Genomic DNA, 18,800 nt, shown 5'->3' on the forward strand with positions numbered 1-18,800 from the left:
GCGGGTTTACCCGCGAAGAGGCCGGTACCGGCAACGAATCAGGCGGGCTTCATCACCAGTACCCCAAGCGGCGGCAGGTTCAGGGCCAGCGACAGCGGCTGGCCATGGCTGGCCACCTCGTCACTGGCCACCGCCCCCAGGTTGCCGACATTGGACCCGGCATACAGCTCGGCATCACTGTTCAACAACTCTTGCCAACGCTCGCTAAACGGCACACCAATGCGGTACCCCTCGCGCGGTACCGGGGTGAAGTTGGCCACCACCAGCACTGGCTCGCCATCGCTGCTCCAGCGCAGCCAGGCATATACGCTGTTCTGCGCATCGTCACCGATCAGCCACTGGAAACCTTGCGGCTGGCAATCCTGCTCATGCAGCGCCGGCACCTCGCGGTACAAGCGGTTGAGGTCCCCCACCAGGCGCTGCACGCCCTGGTGCTCGGGGTACTGCAACAGGTACCAGTCCAGTTCACTGTCATGGTCCCACTCACGCCACTGGCCGAACTCGCAGCCCATGAACAGCAGCTTCTTGCCCGGGTGCGCCCACATGAAGGTGAGGTAGGCGCGCAGGTTGGCGAATTTCTGCCAGCGGTCGCCCGGCATCTTGTCGATCAGCGAGTGCTTGCCATGCACCACTTCGTCGTGGGAGATCGGCAGGATGAAGTGCTCGGAATAGGCATAGATCAGCCCGAAGCTCATCTCATTGTGGTGGTAGGTGCGGTGCACAGGGTCGTTCTGGATGTAATGCAAGGTGTCATGCATCCAGCCCATGTTCCATTTGTAGGCAAAGCCCAGGCCGCCCTGCTGGGTCGGCTGGCTGACGCCGGGCCAGGCGGTGGACTCCTCGGCGATGATCAGGGCGCCCGGGGCTTCATGGGCGGCCACGCCGTTGAGGTGGCGGATGAAGTCGATGGCCTCCAGGTTCTCGCGCCCGCCGTGGCGGTTGGGCACCCACTCGCCGGCCTTGCGCGAATAGTCGCGATACAGCATCGAGGCCACCGCATCGACCCGCAGGCCGTCGATGTGGAAGTGCTTCAGCCAGTGCAGGGCCGAGGCCAGCATGAAGCCGCGTACTTCATTGCGCCCGAGGTTGTAGATCAGCGTGTTCCAGTCCTGGTGGTAGCCCTCCAGGGGGTTGTCGTACTCGTACAAGGCGGTGCCATCGAAACGCGCCAGGCCGTGTTCGTCGGTGGGGAAATGCGCCGGTACCCAGTCCAGGATCACGCCAATGCCACCCTGGTGGCAGGCGTCGATGAAGGCGGCGAAGTCCTCGGCGCTGCCATAGCGCGAGGTGGGCGCGAACAACGACAGCGGCTGATAGCCCCAGGAGCCGCCGAACGGGTGCTCCATGATCGGCAGCAGTTCGATATGGGTAAAGCCCAGTTGCTGCACATACGGCACCAGGCGCTCGGCCAGCTCATGCCAGTTGTAGTAGCGCGACACCTCGCCCATGTCGTCCAGCTCGCAGCGCCAGGAGCCTGGGTGCAGCTCGTAGATCGACAGCGGCGCGTTGTAGGCATGGCGCTGGGCGCGCTGTGCCATCCAGTCGTGGTCCTGCCAGGCGTGGCTGAGTTCAGCGGCCACTTTCGACGCCGTGCTTGGCGGCAGTTCGGTGGCACGGGCCAGCGGGTCAGCCTTGAGCGGCAGTATCCCCTCCTTGCCCAGCACCTCGAACTTGTAGGTTTCGCCCACACCCAGCCGCGGCACGAACAACTCCCACACCCCGGCGCTGTGACGCAGACGCATGGGGTGGCGACGGCCGTCCCAATTGTTGAAATCACCCACCACCGACACCCGCCTGGCGTTCGGCGCCCACACCGAGAAGCACACGCCGTCGATGCCATCGACCTGGGTCGGCTGGGCGCCAAAGCGCCCGGACAAGTCGCGGTGGTTGCCCTCGGCGAACAGGTACAAGTCCATGTCGCCCAGTTGCGGGCCGAAACTGTAGGGGTCTTCGGAGACCTGCTCGCCGCCGGCCCAGCCAATCTGCAGCAGGTACGGGTGTGCCTCATCGAGGTGCGCGGTGAACAGCCCCGGCAGGCTGCCCTGCTCCATTTCGGCGAGGATGCGTCCATCGTGACGCGCCAGCACCCGTACATTCAGGGCATTGGGCAAGAAGGCGCGGACGTACCAGCCGCCCGCCCCGTCGCCATGGGGGCCTAGCACTGCGAAAGGATCGGCGTGCTCGGCGCGGGCCAGGGCATCGAGGTCCCGTTGCCGAAGGCCGCCGTTTTCACGCATGGTTGCATTCATCTATGACTCTCCCCAGGTACTGATCAGTCCATGCAGGCCATGCAAAGGCACGGCCAGCCAGGTTGGACGGTTTTCGGCTTCGTATGTGATTTCGTAGGCGGCTTTTTCCAGGCAGAACAGCTCCAGTGCGGCACGCTCGCCCTCGCCCTGCTGCCAGGCGTGGGGCATGGCCGCGGTGGCCAGGCCGTAGGCTTCGACAAACGCATGCCGCGACTGGTGCAGGTAGTGCCTGGCAACACGCTGCCGGGCCTGCCGCGCCGGGTCGGAAAGGTCGACCGCAGACGCGCTGCGCAGGATCATGGCAGCAGCATAGTCGAAGGATCGCAACACGCCGCTGACGTCCTTGTACGGGCTGTGTTTCGCCCGCCGTTCGTCCAGTGGGCGGGCGGGCTCACCCTCGAAGTCGATCAGGTAGGCGTCGCCCTGCACCACCAGTACCTGGCCCAGGTGCAGGTCGCCGTGCACCCGCATCAGCAGGCCGCCCTGGGCCTGGCTGGCGAGGTCGGCGATATGCTGGGCCAGGCCATCGCGCTGCTGTTGCAAGTCGTCTACCAGGGCCTGGCTGTCGCTGTCGAGGTGCTCGCGGTGCTGGGCCAGTAGGTCGAGGGCGTGGTTCAGTTCGGCACTGATTTGCGCGCTCCAGCGTTCGCTGTCGGCGGCATCGCTGGGGCGGGGCTGGAAGGCCTGGTCGGCGCTCGGCGCGGCCAGCAGCAGGTGCATTTCGCCCAGGCGCTGGCCGAGCAAGGCGGCGAAGCCGGTCAACTCGGCCAAGGCGTCGGTGTGCGCGTCGGCATCGGTGCTGGCGGGTTCCATCTGGTCGCGGATGGCCCGCTCCAGGGTGTTCTGAGTCCAGGCCCAGGCATCGCCCTGGTTGCTCAGGTAACCCTGGGCAATCATCAGCAGGTGCGGGGCGCCCTGTTCGTCGATGCGACTGACCCAAGCCAGCAACGGCGAGATATTGGCAAAGCCTGCGGCGGTCAGGTAGGCACTCATTTCCAGTTCCGGGTGAACGCCCGGGTTGACCCGGCGGATCAGCTTGAGCACTATGCGGTCGCCAATCACCACCGAGCTGTTGGACTGCTCGGCACTGAGGTAACGCACTTCGCTTTCATCGTTCAATTCCAGGCCGGCCAACTGCGCCGTGCTTTCGAAGCACAGCGCGCCCTCGCCATTGCCACAAGGCAAGCGCATACCATCCTGACAAGCGCGCAGCACCGCGCGGATGAACGGTTCGAGGACGAAGGCGTCGGTGATCAGGCCGACCTGGTGGGCACGTCGCACCCGCGACAAGGCCAGCTGCTGCGGCAGCGCGGTGTTGATCTGTTCCTCGCGCAGCAGGCCGAACGGCAACTGGTAGCGGGTGGCCAGGCCATCGCTGAGCACTTCGATTTCGCTGAGCAGCACCGGCGTGGTGGCCGTACCGAAACGCACGCCATAACACAGGCGCACCTGGTCGATGGGGCCTTCCTTGCCAGCGAACCAGCGGCGCTTGGGCAAGTACTGCGGCAGGATGGTGGTTTGCAGGGTGTCGCTGGAGGGGGCTTCCAGCAGTTCTTCCATGCGCTTGCGCAGTACCAGCGTGGTCAATTCGGGTAAGCCCTCGGTAGCCTGTATGTGCCAGCTGGGCATGCGGTCATGGCTGGCCAGCAGGAACCAGTAGAAGGCATAGGGTGGCAAGGTCAGCAGGAACGGCAGTTGGCCAATGGGTGGGAAGGCGCTGCCGCCGAGCATCTCCACCGGTACTTTGTCGGCGTATTGTGACAATTCCAGTTCTGCGGCCTGGGCAGCGCGGGAAACGTTGGCCACGCACAGGATGACCTCGGTGTTGCCAGCGGCATCGGTGTACTCGCGGATATAGGCGAGGATGCGCCGGTTGCTGGGCGTGAGGCTGCGCAGGGTGCCGCGGCCAAAGGCCTTCTGTTGCTTGCGCACCGCCAGCATGCGCCGGGTCCAGTTGAGCAGCGAGTGCGGGTCGTGGCTCTGGGCTTCGACGTTCACGGTCTGGTAGCCGTACAGCGGGTCCATGATCGGCGGCAGCACCAGGCGTTGCGGGTCGGCGCGGGAGAAGCCGCCATTGCGATCCGGCGACCACTGCATCGGCGTGCGCACGCCGTCGCGGTCACCCAGGTAGATGTTGTCGCCCATGCCCAATTCGTCGCCGTAGTACAGGGTGGGCGTGCCGGGCATCGACAGCAACAGGCTGGTGAGCAGTTCGATACGCCGGCGGTCGCGCTGCAACAGCGGCGCCAGGCGCCGGCGAATGCCCAGGTTGATGCGGGCGCGGCGGTCCTCGGCGTAGTAGTTCCACAGGTAGTCACGCTCGCGGTCGGTGACCATCTCCAGGGTCAGCTCGTCGTGGTTGCGCAGGAAGATCGCCCACTGGCAGTTGGCCGGGATTTCCGGGGTCTGGCGCAGGATGTCGGTGATCGGGAAGCGGTCTTCCATGGCCAGGGCCATGTACATGCGCGGCATCAGCGGGAAGTGGAAGGCCATATGGCATTCGTCGCCCTCGCCTTCGCCGAAATATGGGCGGGTGTCTTCGGGCCACTGGTTGGCCTCGGCCAGCAACATGCGGTCGGGGTAGTTGGCGTCGATCTCGGCGCGGATCGCCTTGAGCACACTGTGGGTCTCGGGCAGGTTCTCGTTGTTGGTGCCATCGCGCTCGATCAGGTAGGGGATGGCATCCAGGCGCAGGCCATCGACGCCCAGGTCGAGCCAGAAGCGCATCACCCCGATCACCGCCTTGAGCACCTGCGGGTTGTCGAAGTTGAGGTCGGGCTGGTGCGAGTAGAAGCGGTGCCAGAAGTATTGGCCGGCGACCGGGTCCCAGGTCCAGTTGGACTTTTCCGTATCGAGGAAGATGATGCGCGTGCCGTCGTATTTCTGGTCATCGTCCGACCACACGTAGAAGTCCCGCGCCTTGCTGCCGCGCTTGGCATGGCGGGCGCGCTGGAACCACGGGTGCTGGTCACTGGTGTGGTTGATGACCAGCTCGGTGATCACCCGCAGGCCGCGCTTGTGCGCCTCGGCGATGAAGCGGCGGGCGTCGGCCATGCTGCCGTAGTCGGGGTGCACGGCCTTGTACTCGGCGATGTCATAGCCGTCGTCGCGCCGTGGCGAGGGGTAGAACGGCAGCAGCCAGAGGGTGTTGACGCCCAGCTCGGCGATGTAGTCGAGCTTGCTGATCAGGCCGGCGAAATCACCGATGCCGTCGTTGTTCGAATCGAAGAATGACTTGATGTGCAGCTGGTAGATGACGGCGTCCTTGTACCACAGCGGGTCGTCGATGAAGGCTGCCGGGCGGGAACGCTTGGCCATGTGCGACTCCTTTCAATTGCGGGTTGCTCTGGCCCTGTGCAGAAGCAACTGACTTGACACAATCCCTGTGGGAGCGGGCGTGCCCGCGAATCAGGCACCGCGGTGGTTGGCACCGGCTCTGCCGGTATTCGCGGGCACGCCCGCTCCCACAGGATATGCTGTGAACTCGCTAACGGGCCTTTTCGATGCGCCAGATACCGAACGGCAGGTGCCCGGGTTCGATGCGCATCCACTGGGTCTTGCCATGCCAGGTCCAGCGGTGGCCGTTCATCAGGTCCTCGCCCAGCGTGTCGGCGTCGTCATCCAGCCCCAGTTCCCACAGCGGCAGCTCGAAGCTGGCCTCCTGGGGGTTGTGCGGGTCGAGGCTGACTGCCACCAGGATGTAGTTGTCACGCTCCGGCGTGCGCTTGGCGAAATACAGGATGTTGTCGTTCCAGCAGTTGAAGAACGCCACGCCCAGGTGGGTTTGCAAGGCGCGGTTCTGCCGGCGGATACGGTTGAGCTGGGCGATCTCGGCAATGATGTTGCCGGGCTGGTTGAAATCGCGTGGGCGGATTTCGTACTTCTCCGAATCCAGGTACTCCTCCTTGCCCGGCAGCGGCGTGCCTTCGCACAGCTCAAAGCCCGAGTACATGCCCCACAGGCCCGAACCCATGGTGGCCAGCGCCGCGCGAATGAGGAAACCGGCGCGGCCGGAGGTGTGCAGGAAGTATGGGTTGATGTCGGGGGTGTTGACGAAGAAGTTGGGCCGGTAGCACTGGCTCCAGGGTGGCTGGTTGAGCTGCTCGTAGAACTCGCGCAGTTCCTGCTTGCTGTTGCGCCAGGTGAAGTAGGTGTAGCTCTGCGCATACCCCACCTTGCCCAGGCGCGCCATCATCGCCGGCTTGGTAAAGGCCTCGGCGAGGAAGATCACCTCGGGGTGCTGGCTGCGCACATTGGCGATCAGCCATTGCCAGAATGGCAGCGGCTTGGTGTGCGGGTTGTCGACGCGGAACGTCTTCACCCCTTCCGCTACCCAGCCCATTACCACGTCACGCAGGGCCAACCACAGCGAGGGCACGGCGTCGGGGGCGTAGAAATCGACGTTGACGATGTCCTGGTACTTTTTCGGCGGGTTCTCGGCATAGCGAATAGTGCCGTCCGGGCGCCAGCTGAACCAGCCGGGGTGCTCCTTGAGCCAGGGGTGGTCCTGGGAGCACTGGATGGCGAAGTCCAGGGCGATTTCCAGGCCGTGCTCGGCGGCGGCGGCCACCAGGCGGCGGAAGTCGTCGCGGCTGCCCAATTGCGGGTGGATCGCATCGTGGCCGCCTTCGGCGCTGCCGATGGCATAGGGGCTGCCCGGGTCGCCAGGTTCTGCCCGCAGGGCGTTGTTGCGCCCTTTGCGATACTGCATGCCGATGGGGTGGATGGGCGGGAAATAGAGCACGTCGAAGCCCATGTCACGGATCATCGGCAGGCGTTCATGCACATCATTGAACGTGCCGTGGCGCTGCGGGTCGTCGGTGATCGAGCGCGGGAACAGCTCGTACCAGCTGGCGAACTGCGCCGCCGGGCGGTCGACATCGATGGGGAATTCGGCGCTGCGGGCCAGGTAGCTGCGGTGCTCGGCGTCGCTCATCAGGCGGGCGGTGGCAGGGTCGAGAAACAGCGCCACCTGGTCGTCGGTATTCAGTTCTGCCAGGCGCTGCTGCACGGCCTCGAGCTCCTCGCGCAGGAGGCCATCGCACAGGGCGATGCCCTGCCCCAGCATCAGCCGGCCTTCTTCCAGCTCCAGCTTGACCTCGACACCGGCGTGGTACTTCTTCTCCAGGTCGTGGCAATAGGTCGCGAACGGGTCGATCCAGGCTTCGATGCTGAACAGGTGTGGCCCCAGCTCGATGGGGGTGAACTCGGCCAGCCACAGGTCGTTGCCCGGCGAGTGCATGGGCACGCAATGCCAGCGCCGGTTGTGGGCCTGACGCCAATTGAGCATCACCGCCAAGCGGTCGTGGCCATCGCTGTAGACCTTGCTGCTGACAGCCACCGGCTGACCGCTGATGGCTTTGGCAGCGAAGGCGCCGCCTTCGAGCACAGGTTGGGTATCTTCGATCACGATGCGCGGTGCCAGCAATGCCTGGGACAGGCTGATGGCCTGGTCGGGGTGATCGTTGGCCATGGGCACGCTTTCGAAGGGCTCGTTTCGTGACATCGGACCTTGCTCCCTTAGGCTGGTAGCGGTAAGGGTTCAGAGCCGGGCACAGGCGCGGGGTTCAAAAAAATTGAGCGAACGGCAGCTGCGCGAAGTCGAAGCCTGCAGCACCTCTTCATTCACCCACGCGAGGTCAGGCCATGAACATTCCCATTCCACCGGAGACACCCGATCCCAACATCGACGACCCGAGCTTGCCGCCGCCGGTGCCGGAAGAAGAGCCGGACGAGCTGCCGATCAAGCCGACCGTGCCGCCGACGGTGGGCGACCCGCCGAGCCAGGAGCCGCCGGTAAAGGCTTAAGGGTAGACCAGGATTTTGCGCTGGCAGGCCCGGCCTCATCGCCGGCAAGCCGGCTCCCACAGGTACTGCACAGGGCTTGAGGCCTATGCGGTCGAGGTGGGAGCGGGTTTACCCGCGAAAGGGCCAGCTGAGCAAACCCATCAACCCACAGCTACAGCCGCAATCTCCGCCACGCTGATCTCACGCATGCGGAACTTCTGCACCTTTCCGGTCACCGTCATCGGGAACTCGTCGACAAAGCGGATATGCCGCGGCACCTTGAAGTGGGCGATGCGCGCCTTGCACCAGCCCTGCAGCTCCTCGACCGTGGCGCTATGCCCCGGGTGCAGCTTGATCCAGGCGACGATTTCTTCACCATAGCGGCTACACGGGATGCCGATCACCTGCGCATCGGCCACGGCCGGGTGGGTGTAGAAGAACTCCTCCAGCTCACGCGGGTAAATATTCTCGCCACCACGAATGATCATGTCCTTGTTGCGCCCGACAATACGCACATAGCCTTGTTCGTCCATCACCGCCAGGTCACCCGAATGCATCCACCCTGCCGGGTCGATGGCGTCTGTCGTGGCCTGGGGGTTGTCCCAGTAGCCGAGCATCACGCTGTAGCCACGGGTGCACAGCTCGCCAATTTCGCCACGGGGAACGATACAACCGTCGGCATCCACCAGCTTGTTCTCCAGTTGCGGTTGGGTGCGGCCGACCGTGGTCACGCGCAGTTCCAGGTCGTCGTCCGGGCCGGTTTGCAGTGACACCGGGCTGGTTTCGGTCATGCCGTAGGCGATCTGCACTTCGGCCATGTGCATCTGGTCGATGACCCGGCGCATCACTTCGATCGGGCAGGTGGCACCGGCCATGATGCCGCTGCGCAGGGTCGACAGGTCCATGTGCGCACGCGACGGGTGGTCGAGCATGGCAATGAACATGGTCGGCACACCATAAAGGATGCTGGCGCGCTCTTCGGCCACGGCGCGCAGGGTGAGCTCGGCGTCGAAGGCATCGCTGGGGTAGATCATGGTGCTGCCGTGGGTGATGCAGCCGAGGTTGGCCATGACCATGCCGAAGCAGTGGTACAGCGGCACCGGGATCACCATGCGGTCGCGTTCGCTCAGGCCCAGGCTTTCACCGACCATGAAACCGTTGTTGAGGATGTTGTAGTGGCTGAGCGTGGCGCCCTTCGGCGCGCCGGTGGTGCCGGAGGTGTACTGGATGTTCACCGGCTGGTCGAATTGCAGGCTTTGTTGGCGGGCTGTGTATGCCGCGGAGGGGGTCTGCCCTGCCCGCTCGGACAACGCTTGCCAGGGCAGGAAGCCGGCCGGGGGGTTGGCGGACAGGCTGATCACACCGCGCAGGTCGGGCAGGCATTCACTGCTCAGTTCACCCAAGGTGGCGCTGGCCAGGTCTGGCACCAGCTCCTGGACCATGGCGTGGTAATCGGATGACTTGAAGGCATCGGCACACACCAGCCAGCGGCAACCAGACTGACGCAATACATATTCCAGCTCGCCCACGCGGTAGGCCGGGTTGATATTGACCAGGATGGCGCCGACCTTGGCACTGGCCAGCTGCAAGATGCACCACTGGGCGCAGTTGGGTGACCAGATACCGACACGATCGCCGGTGTTCACCCCCAGGGCCATCAGTGCACGGGCGTGTACTTCGACCTGCTCGGCCAGTTGCCGCCAGCTGTAGCGCAAGCCCTGGTGGCGCGATACCAAGGCCTCGCCATCGGCACAACGGGCTACGGTGGCATCGAACGCCTGGCCGATGGTCTGGGTCAGCAAGGGTCGGTCCTGGCGACCGCGGGTATAGCTCGGTTGACTCATGGGTGTCCCTTCTTGTGGTTGTTCTGGGCACGACTGAAGCAAGCGGGGAATACTCTGGCGCAGATTTACGTTTACGTAAAGGTGATGAGTCGATTGACAGTCATCGCATGCAGGTTTACGTTAACGTAAAGGTGATGAACGACACCGGCCCTCAGGCTTGAAGCCGAACCTTGTGGGAGCGGGCGTGCCCGCGAATGCGATCACTCAGGCAATGACGGTGGTCCTGCGGACGCATTCGCGGGCACGCCCGCTCCCACAGGGTTCGGCGACAGATCCTTGAGTTAGGGTGTTTCCCATATTTCAAGAACAACAAGGTGCCCCAGCATGCATTACCCAACCCTGAACTTCGCCCTGGGCGAAACCATCGACATGCTCCGCGACCAGGTGCGCACCTTCGTCGCCGCCGAACTGGCCCCGCGCGCCGCACAAATCGACCACGACAACCTGTTCCCCGCCGACATGTGGCGCAAGTTCGGCGACATGGGCCTGCTGGGCATCACCGTGCCGGAAGAGTACGGTGGCGCCGGCCTGGGCTACCTGGCCCATGTGGTGTCGATGGAAGAAATCAGCCGTGGCTCGGCCTCGGTGGCCCTCTCCTACGGCGCCCACTCCAACCTCTGCGTCAACCAGATCAACCGCAACGGCAGCCATGAGCAGAAACTCAAGTACCTGCCCAAGCTGATCAGCGGCGAGCACATCGGCGCGCTGGCCATGAGCGAGCCCAACGCCGGCTCCGACGTGGTGTCGATGAAACTGCGCGCGGAAAAACGCGGCGACCACTACGTGCTCAACGGCAGCAAGACCTGGATCACCAACGGCCCCGATGCCAACACCTACGTGATCTACGCCAAGACCGACCTGGACAAGGGCGCGCACGGCATCACCGCGTTCATCGTCGAGCGTGACTGGAAAGGCTTCAGCCGCAGCAACAAGTTCGACAAGCTGGGCATGCGCGGTTCCAACACCTGCGAGCTGTTCTTCGACGGCGTCGAAGTACCGGAAGAAAACATCCTCGGCCAGCTCAACGGCGGCGTGCGCGTACTGATGAGCGGCCTGGACTACGAGCGCGTGGTGCTGTCCGGCGGCCCCACCGGCATCATGCAAAGCTGCATGGACCTGGTGGTGCCCTACATCCATGACCGCAAGCAGTTCGGCCAGAGCATCGGCGAGTTCCAGCTGATCCAGGGCAAGATCGCCGACATGTACACCCAACTCAATGCCAGCCGTGCCTACCTGTATGCCGTGGCCCAGGCCTGCGACCGTGGCGAGACCACCCGCAAGGACGCCGCCGGGGTCATCCTGTACACCGCCGAACGCGCCACGCAAATGGCCCTGGAGGCAATCCAGATTCTCGGTGGCAACGGCTATATCAATGAATTCCCGGCAGGCCGCCTGCTGCGCGACGCCAAGCTGTACGAAATCGGTGCCGGCACCAGCGAAATCCGCCGGATGCTGATTGGCCGCGAACTGTTCAACGAAACCCGCTGAGCACAAGGGACGGGCGCACATGGCTACCTTGCACACCCAGATCAACCCGCGTTCGGCGGAGTTCGCCGGCAACAGCGCGGCCATGCTCGAACAGGTCCAGGCCCTGCGTGGCCTGCTCGCCCAGGTCGCCCAAGGCGGCGGGCCCAAGGCGCAAGAGCGGCACACCTCGCGCGGCAAGTTGCTGCCGCGCGAGCGTATCGATCGCCTGCTGGACCCGGGCTCGCCATTCCTCGAGATCGGCCAGCTGGCGGCCCATGAGGTATACGGCGAAGACGTGCCCGCCGCTGGCGTGATCGCCGGCATCGGCCGCGTCGAAGGCGTGGAATGCATGATCGTGGCCAACGACGCCACGGTCAAAGGCGGCTCGTACTACCCGCTGACGGTAAAGAAGCACCTGCGCGCGCAGACCATCGCCCTGCAGAACCGCCTGCCGTGCATCTACCTGGTGGACTCCGGCGGCGCCAACCTGCCACGCCAGGACGAAGTGTTCCCCGATCGCGAGCACTTCGGGCGGATCTTCTTCAACCAGGCCAACATGAGCGCCCAGGGTATCCCGCAGATCGCCGTGGTGATGGGCTCGTGCACGGCGGGTGGCGCCTATGTGCCGGCGATGGCCGACGAAGCGATCATGGTGCGCCAGCAGGCGACCATCTTCCTCGCCGGGCCGCCGCTGGTAAAAGCCGCCACCGGTGAAGTGGTCAGCGCCGAGGACCTCGGCGGTGCCGACGTGCATTGCCGCACCAGCGGCGTGGCCGACCATTATGCCGACAACGACGAGCACGCCCTGGCCCTGGCCCGGCGCAGCGTGGCCAACCTCAACTGGCACAAGCTGGGCAAGCTGCAGCGCCTGGCACCGGTGGCACCGCTGTATGCCGCCGACGAGCTGTACGGCGTGGTGCCGGCCGATGCCAAGCAGCCGTTCGACGTGCGCGAGGTGATCGCGCGCCTGGTCGACGGCTCGGTGTTCGACGAGTTCAAGGCGCTGTTCGGCACCACCCTGGTGTGCGGCTTCGCCCACCTGCACGGCTACCCGGTGGCGATCCTGGCCAACAACGGCATCCTGTTCGCCGAAGCCGCACAAAAAGGCGCGCACTTCATCGAGCTGGCCTGCCAACGTGGCATTCCGCTGCTGTTCCTGCAGAACATCACCGGTTTCATGGTCGGCAAGAAGTACGAAGAAGGCGGCATCGCCAAGCACGGCGCCAAGCTGGTCACCGCCGTGGCCTGCGCCCAGGTGCCGAAGTTCACGGTGATCATCGGCGGCAGCTTCGGTGCCGGCAACTACGGCATGTGCGGCCGTGCCTACGACCCGCGCTTCCTGTGGATGTGGCCCAACGCGCGCATCGGCGTGATGGGTGCCGAACAGGCCGCCGGGGTGCTGGCCCAGGTCAAGCGCGAGCAAAGCGAACGCAGCGGCCACCCCTTCAGCGCCGAGGACGAGGCCAGGCTCAAGCAGCCGATCCTCGACCAGTACGAACACCAGGGCCACCCCTATTATTCCAGCGCCCGCCTGTGGGACGACGGCGTCATCGACCCGGCCCAGACCCGCGACGTGCTGGGCCTGGCGTTGTCTGCCGCGCTGAACGCGCCGATCGAACCGAGCCGCTTCGGCATTTTCCGGATGTGACCCATGAGCGATTTCAGCACCCTCGAAGTGATTCGCGACCCGCGCGGCTTCGCCACCCTGTGGCTGAGCCGCGAGGACAAGAACAACGCCTTCAACGCGCAGATGATCCGCGAGCTGATCGTGGCCATCGACCAACTGGCCGAAGACGCCAGCCTGCGCTTCGTGCTGCTGCGCGGCCGTGGCCGGCACTTCAGCGCCGGCGCCGACCTGGCCTGGATGCAGCAATCGGCACAGCTGGACTTCAACACCAACCTGGACGACGCCCACGAACTGGGCGAGCTGATGTACGCCCTGCACCGCCTGAAAGCGCCAACCCTGGCCGTGGTGCAAGGCGCAGCGTTTGGCGGCGCCCTGGGCCTGATCAGCTGCTGTGACATGGCCATTGGCGCCGAAGACGCCCAGCTGTGCCTGTCGGAAGTGCGCATCGGCCTGGCCCCGGCGGTGATCAGCCCGTTCGTGGTCAAGGCCATCGGCGAACGCGCTGCGCGCCGCTACGCCCTGACCGCCGAGCGCTTCAGCGGCGTGCGGGCCCGCGAGCTGGGCCTGCTGGCCGAGGTGTACCCAGCCAGTGAACTGGACACCCAGGTCGAAGCCTGGGTGAACAACCTGCTGCAGAACAGCCCGCAAGCGCTGCGCGCGACCAAGGACCTGCTGCGCGAAGTGGACGATGGCGAACTCAGCCCAGCCCTGCGCCGTTACTGCGAGAACAGCATCGCCCGCATCCGCGTCAGCGCCGAAGGCCAGGAGGGCCTGCGCGCCTTCCTGGAAAAACGCCGCCCCGCCTGGCAAACCGACGACAAGAAGGAGCCGCGCCCATGAGCCGCCCCGTTTTGACCACCCTGCTGGTCGCCAACCGCGGCGAAATCGCCTGCCGGGTGATGCGCACCGCCAAGGCCATGGGCCTGACCACCGTCGCCGTGCACAGCGCCACCGACCGTGACGCCCGGCACAGCCGCGAAGCGGATATCCGCGTTGACCTGGGCGGCACCAAGGCCGCCGAAAGCTACCTGCTGGTCGACAAGCTGCTGGCCGCCGCCAAGGCCAGCGGCGCCCAGGCCATCCACCCGGGCTATGGCTTCCTGTCCGAGAACGCCGGCTTTGCCCGTGCCATCGAACAGGCCGGGCTGATCTTCCTCGGCCCACCGGCCAGCGCCATCGACGCCATGGGCAGCAAGTCAGCGGCCAAGGCGCTGATGGAGGCCGCTGGCGTGCCGCTGGTGCCGGGCTACCACGGCGAAGCCCAGGACCTGGACACCTTCCGCGCCGCCGCCGAGCGTATCGGCTACCCGGTGCTGCTCAAGGCCAGCGCCGGTGGTGGCGGCAAGGGCATGAAAGTGGTCGAGGACGAAAGCCAGCTGGCCGACGCCCTGGCCTCGGCCCAGCGTGAAGCGCAATCGTCGTTCGGCGATGCGCGCATGCTGGTGGAAAAGTACGTGCTCAAGCCGCGTCACGTAGAGATCCAGGTGTTCGCCGACCAGCACGGCAACTGCCTGTACCTCAACGAGCGCGACTGCTCGATCCAGCGCCGCCACCAGAAAGTGGTCGAGGAAGCCCCCGCCCCTGGCCTGTCGCCAGAACTGCGCCGGGCCATGGGCGAGGCGGCGGTACGCGCGGCCCAGGCCATCGGCTATGTGGGCGCCGGCACCGTGGAATTCTTGCTCGACGCCCGAGGCGAGTTCTTCTTCATGGAGATGAACACCCGCCTGCAGGTGGAGCACCCGGTCACCGAGGCCATCACTGGCCTCGACCTGGTGGCCTGGCAGATTCGCGTAGCCTGCGGCGAGGCCCTGCCGATCACTCAGGACCAGGTGCCGCTGATCGGCCATGCCATCGAAGTACGCCTGTATGCCGAGGACCCGGCCAACGAATTTCTGCCTGCCACCGGCAAGCTGGCGCTGTACCGTGAGTCGGCCGCGGGTGAAGGCCGGCGGGTGGACAGCGGGGTCAGCGAAGGCGACGTGGTGTCGCCGTTCTACGACCCGATGCTGGGCAAGCTGATTGCCTGGGGCGAAGACCGCGAGCAGGCACGCCTGCGCTTGCTGGCCATGCTCGACGAGTTCGCCATTGGCGGGCTGAAGACCAATATCGCGTTCCTGCGGCGCATTCTGGCGCACCCGGCGTTCGCTGCGGCGGAGTTGGATACCGGTTTCATTCCACGTCACCAGGAGGTTTTGCTGCCTGCGCCGCAAGCGCTGCCGGCAGGCTTCTGGGAAGCGGCGGCCGAGGCTTGGCTGCAGGGTCAGGCCGGGCATCGACGCGATGACGACTGCAGTTCGCCGTGGGGCGAGCGCAACGGCCTGCGCCTGGGGCTGCCGGCACGCAGCAGCCTGCACCTGGTGAGTGCTGGCCAGGACCAGGCGGTCGCTCTGGAACGCAGCGCTGCCTCTACCTGGCAGCTGGTGGGCGAGCAGTTGCTGCATGACCAGGATGGCGTGCGTCGCCAGCATCTGGCGATTCGCCGTGGTGACACGCTGTACCTGCACTGGGATGGCGAGATGCATGCCATCGAAGCCTTCGACCCGATCGCCGAGGCCGAGGCCAGCCACAGTCACCAGGGTGGCTTGGGTGCGCCCATGAACGGCAGCATCGTGCGGGTGCTGGTCGAGCCGGGGCAGGTGGTGGAAACCGGTACGGCGCTGGTGGTGCTGGAGGCCATGAAGATGGAGCACAGCATTCGTGCGCCGCATGGTGGGACGGTGAAGGCATTGTTCTGCCAGGAAGGGGATATGGTCAGCGAAGGGACGGTACTGGTCGAACTAGTGGAGTGAAGCCATTGGGGCCGCTTTGCGGCCCTTTCGCGACACAAGGCCGCTCCCACCTCGACCGCATAGGCCTAAAGCCCTGTGCAGTACCTGTGGGAGCTGGCTTGCCGGCGATGAGGCCCGCCCAGGCAATACAAGACAGTTGCTCCCAAATACCGCGCCAACCTAAAGGCATGCACGGTACCTGTGGGAGCGGCCTTGCGTCGCGATTGGGCTGCGTAGCAGCCCCGGCAATCTAAAAGGTCCCATGCACCCGCACGACCACCCCCAGGAACTCGCAGCCCTCTTCACACAGAACCGTCGGATAACGCGTATTCAGCGGTTTGAGCATCTTGTCTCCGCCCTCCTCGACCAACTGCCGCAACACTGCAGGCCGCCCTGGCTGACGCGCAATCACCAGCCGACCAGGCTCTGCCTGCAGGCCGGTATCCACCAGCACACGCATCCCTTCAGGCACGCTCTTGCCGCTGGTTGCATTCATCGAGTCATTTTCCACCACCAGCCAGAACGCATTACCTGCGGGCATGTAGTCCGTCTGTTCGAGCGTCTTGCTCGTTTCAGGCAAAGGCCCCTGCAAGTCAGACCAGCTCAGCACCGGGAAGCGAAAGCTCGCATAGCGTCCAGGCACTTCAGGCCCGATATCGCGCTCCACCACCATGACTTGTGCTTCCAGAAACACCAGCCCAAGCTTTTCGAGCTTTTCGTTGATAGTCTCCAGAGTCGGCCGCCGCGTGCCACGCAACCAATGCCCCACGCCGCCCTGAGTCATGCCCAGGCGCTCAGCCAGCTTGAGCTGGCTGAGGTTGTGTTCTCGCTTGTAGCGCCTAAGAAATGAATTCCAACTTTCCATAAGCAGACGGTACGGGTCTCGTAACTTACGCAGTCTCTGTGGGAGCGGCCTTGCGTCGCGATTGGGCTGCGTAGCAGCCCCGGCAATCTAAAAGGTCCCATGCACCCGCACGACCACCCCCAGGAACTCGCAGCCCTCTTCGCACAGCAACGCCGGGAAGTTACTGTTCAATGCCTTGAGATACCGCTGCCCACCTTCCTCGGCCAGCTCACGAAAAATCGCCGGCTTACCCGGCTGACGCGCGATGACCAGACGCCCAGGTTCAGCTTCCACCCCAGGATCCACCAGCATTCGCATGCCCTGCGGCACACTGCGGCCACTGACGGCGCTCATCGCATCATTTTCCACAGTCAGCCAGAACGCCTTGCCCTGAGCCAAATAATCAGTCTGTTCGAACAGCCCAGGCTCTTCAGACGCTTCAGCACCTAACTCACTCCAACCCAGCACCGGGTAGCGGAAACATACGATGTATTGCATGAGGTCCAACTCATCATCATCGTCATCAACCTCGTAAATGCCGCGCTCCTCGCCAACCTGGCCCTGAATGCGCAACTGCAGGCTGACGTGGTAATGAGGCATGCCAATCTCGACGAACGTACGGTTCATCGACTCGATCTTTGGCTGACGCCGCTTGTTCACCCAATGCCCCACGCTGCCTTGAGACACGCCAACGCGCTCGGCAAGCTGCTCTTGAGTGAGCCCTAGCTCCTCCATCCGGTCGCGGACGAGGGCAATCCATTTATCCATATTCATCGCTGGCACGATACGGACTACCCTCAGCCGCTCAATAAACATTTAGTATTATTTATCGAAAAGCATAAAAATACTTCAGGTATTAGTATCGACCTGAACCCTTTCCCTACTGGCTTTAGCAGGTATCAGGATGAAACCATCGAAAAACGACGAAACAGATCTCGACAGCGAAGCAGCCCGCCGCGCCCTCGACTACTACCTTAACCCCAACCCGCCACGGCCTACCCTGGACAACAGGATCTGGACCCTGCATGAAGGTGTAACCAGCGACCAGGCCCAGGAGCACGCCATCGCCCTGCTGCGCTGCGCCGCCGCTACCGCGCAGGAAACCGCCACCCACCAGCACGGCAGCCAGCGCGAACTGACCTTCGCCCTGATGCATATGATGGACATGGCTCGCGCACTGCTGGAGCACAAACGCACCGTGGAAACGGGTTTGTAGGCAAAAAAGAGAGAGAGAACGTGATAGCCGGGTAGCAGCGAAAGCCCCGATTGCCGGGACAAGGAAGCGCATCGGTAAAACTTTTTTACCGGATTAGCGAAAATTCATTTGACTGGCAAATGATAACGATTATTATTGCACTCAGCTGATCGCGAGATCCGCTGGATAACCTGGAGCTTAGGTCGCTCTCAGATTATCTCCTCATCAGGCTAATCACGGTTTTTGACCCGGCTTTTTGCCGGGTCTTTTTTTTGGCTCTTCAGGCTAATGAAGATCGTGATGGCGCGCATGATAGCAAAGGTGTTTCAGGGCGTGAACGCTCATTACAAAACTTTGCGGAATCAGCACTTGAGAATCAATCTCGTTTCGCTTACGCTGGTCTCGCATCAAGGAAGATGCCCCCACCCCTCCCCCTTTTGAGCAAGGAGCTGTCCATGACCCGCCTGCTGCTGCCCCTTGACCACCCAACCCCCGTTGCCGAGCACGATGCCGAAGATGCCCTGTTGCACGCGCTGAAGCGGCTACCTCGGCGCGTGCAGCAAGTGTTCCTGCTCAACCGCCTCGACCAGCTGGACTTCGCCAGCATCGCTGCCCGCCTCGACCTGCCCCTGGCGAGTATCGAGCGGCATATGGACCAGGCACTGCTGGCAGGCCGCTCGCGCCGGGACGTACTGGCGAGTGTCGCCGGGCAATGGTATGTGCGCCTGCAAAGCCCTCAGGTGACCGCGTGCGAACGCATCGATTTCCGCCGCTGGCTGGATGCGGACCCGGCGAACTTGCAGGCGTTTCACGAAACGGAACTGCGCTGGCGCAGCCTGTTGGCACCGGCACGGCAACTGGGCCACGACGGCTGGTACCGGCAAGGTCGCGCGGCGCTGTCGTTGGGCGGCTGTTCGGTTGCGGTCGGGCTGGGTGTGGCGGCGTTGGTGCTGTTTGGTTTTTGGGCCTGATCAACATGCGCGGGACGGGTGGAGCCCGGGGTCACCGAGACCACGGCC

Annotated in this window: 13 protein-coding genes; 7 read left to right on the top strand and 6 right to left on the bottom strand. The window is 64.3% G+C overall.

Going from position 1 to position 18,800, the window contains the following annotated elements; genetic code table 11:
• Positions 1-38 precede the first annotated feature (38 nt).
• From glgB to TZ03_RS02695, 3 genes are all read right to left on the bottom strand, one after another.
• Entirely contained in the window at positions 39-2,249 is a 2,211-nt protein-coding gene (gene glgB, locus TZ03_RS02685) for a 1,4-alpha-glucan branching protein GlgB (protein WP_051095614.1), read from the bottom strand.
• A complete protein-coding gene (treS, locus tag TZ03_RS02690) occupies positions 2,250-5,567 on the bottom strand; it encodes a maltose alpha-D-glucosyltransferase (protein ID WP_051095615.1) in 3,318 nt (1,105 codons plus the stop codon). It lies immediately after the preceding gene.
• Between the two features lie 169 nt (positions 5,568-5,736).
• Positions 5,737-7,755 (bottom strand): alpha-1,4-glucan--maltose-1-phosphate maltosyltransferase, encoded by a 2,019-nt coding sequence (locus TZ03_RS02695; RefSeq protein WP_051095616.1) that lies wholly within the window; start codon positions 7,753-7,755, stop codon positions 5,737-5,739.
• Between the two features lie 140 nt (positions 7,756-7,895).
• On the opposite strand from TZ03_RS02695, the gene TZ03_RS31190 reads away from it, so the two are divergent.
• A complete protein-coding gene (locus TZ03_RS31190) occupies positions 7,896-8,057 on the top strand; it encodes a hypothetical protein (protein WP_015271006.1) in 162 nt (53 codons plus the stop codon).
• 140 nt (positions 8,058-8,197) lie between these two features.
• Here the strand turns inward: TZ03_RS31190 and TZ03_RS02700 are convergent, their stop codons facing one another.
• On the bottom strand, positions 8,198-9,880 hold the full coding sequence (locus TZ03_RS02700; protein ID WP_051095617.1) for an AMP-binding protein: 1,683 nt from the start codon (positions 9,878-9,880) through the stop codon (positions 8,198-8,200).
• A gap of 324 nt (positions 9,881-10,204) precedes the next feature.
• Between TZ03_RS02700 and TZ03_RS02705 the strand changes: the two genes are divergently transcribed.
• From TZ03_RS02705 to TZ03_RS02720, 4 genes are read left to right on the top strand one after another with little or no spacing between them, the layout of a single operon-like run.
• Positions 10,205-11,368, top strand: a complete 1,164-nt coding sequence (locus TZ03_RS02705; protein ID WP_025339821.1) for an isovaleryl-CoA dehydrogenase — start codon at positions 10,205-10,207, stop codon at positions 11,366-11,368.
• Positions 11,369-11,387: 19 nt separating this feature from the next.
• Entirely contained in the window at positions 11,388-12,995 is a 1,608-nt protein-coding gene (locus TZ03_RS02710) for a carboxyl transferase domain-containing protein (protein ID WP_051095618.1), read from the top strand.
• A gap of 3 nt (positions 12,996-12,998) precedes the next feature.
• Positions 12,999-13,814: a gamma-carboxygeranoyl-CoA hydratase gene (locus TZ03_RS02715; protein ID WP_051095619.1), complete on the top strand. Its 816-nt coding sequence runs from the start codon at positions 12,999-13,001 to the stop codon at positions 13,812-13,814.
• On the top strand, positions 13,811-15,763 hold the full coding sequence (locus TZ03_RS02720; protein ID WP_051095620.1) for an acetyl/propionyl/methylcrotonyl-CoA carboxylase subunit alpha: 1,953 nt from the start codon (positions 13,811-13,813) through the stop codon (positions 15,761-15,763). The genes TZ03_RS02715 and TZ03_RS02720 overlap by 4 nt, the downstream gene beginning before the upstream one ends.
• A 229-nt stretch (positions 15,764-15,992) precedes the next feature.
• On the opposite strand, the gene TZ03_RS02725 is transcribed toward TZ03_RS02720, so the two are convergent.
• Together TZ03_RS02725 and TZ03_RS02730 are read right to left on the bottom strand one after the other, a co-directional pair.
• Positions 15,993-16,607: a LexA family protein gene (locus TZ03_RS02725; RefSeq protein ID WP_051095621.1), complete on the bottom strand. Its 615-nt coding sequence runs from the start codon at positions 16,605-16,607 to the stop codon at positions 15,993-15,995.
• Between the two features lie 87 nt (positions 16,608-16,694).
• Entirely contained in the window at positions 16,695-17,402 is a 708-nt protein-coding gene (locus tag TZ03_RS02730; protein WP_051095622.1) for a LexA family transcriptional regulator, read from the bottom strand.
• Positions 17,403-17,490: 88 nt separating this feature from the next.
• Here TZ03_RS02730 and TZ03_RS02735 point away from each other — a divergent pair, with 88 nt between their 5' ends.
• On the top strand, positions 17,491-17,802 hold the full coding sequence (locus TZ03_RS02735; RefSeq protein WP_051095623.1) for a DUF6124 family protein: 312 nt from the start codon (positions 17,491-17,493) through the stop codon (positions 17,800-17,802).
• 434 nt (positions 17,803-18,236) lie between these two features.
• On the top strand, positions 18,237-18,752 hold the full coding sequence (locus TZ03_RS02740) for a DUF4880 domain-containing protein (RefSeq protein WP_051095624.1): 516 nt from the start codon (positions 18,237-18,239) through the stop codon (positions 18,750-18,752).
• Positions 18,753-18,800: the final 48 nt, after the last annotated feature.

It is taken from the genome of Pseudomonas sp. 10-1B (assembly GCF_000935045.1).
Lineage (GTDB): Bacteria > Pseudomonadota > Gammaproteobacteria > Pseudomonadales > Pseudomonadaceae > Aquipseudomonas.

Excerpts from the sequence above, each read along its gene's own strand:
- TZ03_RS02730 (WP_051095622.1), bottom strand. The coding sequence starts at position 17,402 with ATGTTTATTGAGCGGCTGAGGGTAGTCCGTATCGTGCCAGCGATGAAT.
- TZ03_RS02710 (WP_051095618.1), top strand. The coding sequence starts at position 11,388 with ATGGCTACCTTGCACACCCAGATCAACCCGCGTTCGGCGGAGTTCGCC.
- TZ03_RS02740 (WP_051095624.1), top strand. The coding sequence starts at position 18,237 with ATGACCCGCCTGCTGCTGCCCCTTGACCACCCAACCCCCGTTGCCGAG.
- TZ03_RS31190 (WP_015271006.1), top strand. The coding sequence starts at position 7,896 with ATGAACATTCCCATTCCACCGGAGACACCCGATCCCAACATCGACGAC.
- treS (WP_051095615.1), bottom strand. The coding sequence starts at position 5,567 with ATGGCCAAGCGTTCCCGCCCGGCAGCCTTCATCGACGACCCGCTGTGG.
- TZ03_RS02705 (WP_025339821.1), top strand. The coding sequence starts at position 10,205 with ATGCATTACCCAACCCTGAACTTCGCCCTGGGCGAAACCATCGACATG.
- glgB (WP_051095614.1), bottom strand. The coding sequence starts at position 2,249 with ATGAATGCAACCATGCGTGAAAACGGCGGCCTTCGGCAACGGGACCTC.
- TZ03_RS02725 (WP_051095621.1), bottom strand. The coding sequence starts at position 16,607 with ATGGAAAGTTGGAATTCATTTCTTAGGCGCTACAAGCGAGAACACAAC.
- TZ03_RS02720 (WP_051095620.1), top strand. The coding sequence starts at position 13,811 with ATGAGCCGCCCCGTTTTGACCACCCTGCTGGTCGCCAACCGCGGCGAA.
- TZ03_RS02715 (WP_051095619.1), top strand. The coding sequence starts at position 12,999 with ATGAGCGATTTCAGCACCCTCGAAGTGATTCGCGACCCGCGCGGCTTC.
- TZ03_RS02735 (WP_051095623.1), top strand. The coding sequence starts at position 17,491 with ATGAAACCATCGAAAAACGACGAAACAGATCTCGACAGCGAAGCAGCC.
- TZ03_RS02695 (WP_051095616.1), bottom strand. The coding sequence starts at position 7,755 with ATGTCACGAAACGAGCCCTTCGAAAGCGTGCCCATGGCCAACGATCAC.
- TZ03_RS02700 (WP_051095617.1), bottom strand. The coding sequence starts at position 9,880 with ATGAGTCAACCGAGCTATACCCGCGGTCGCCAGGACCGACCCTTGCTG.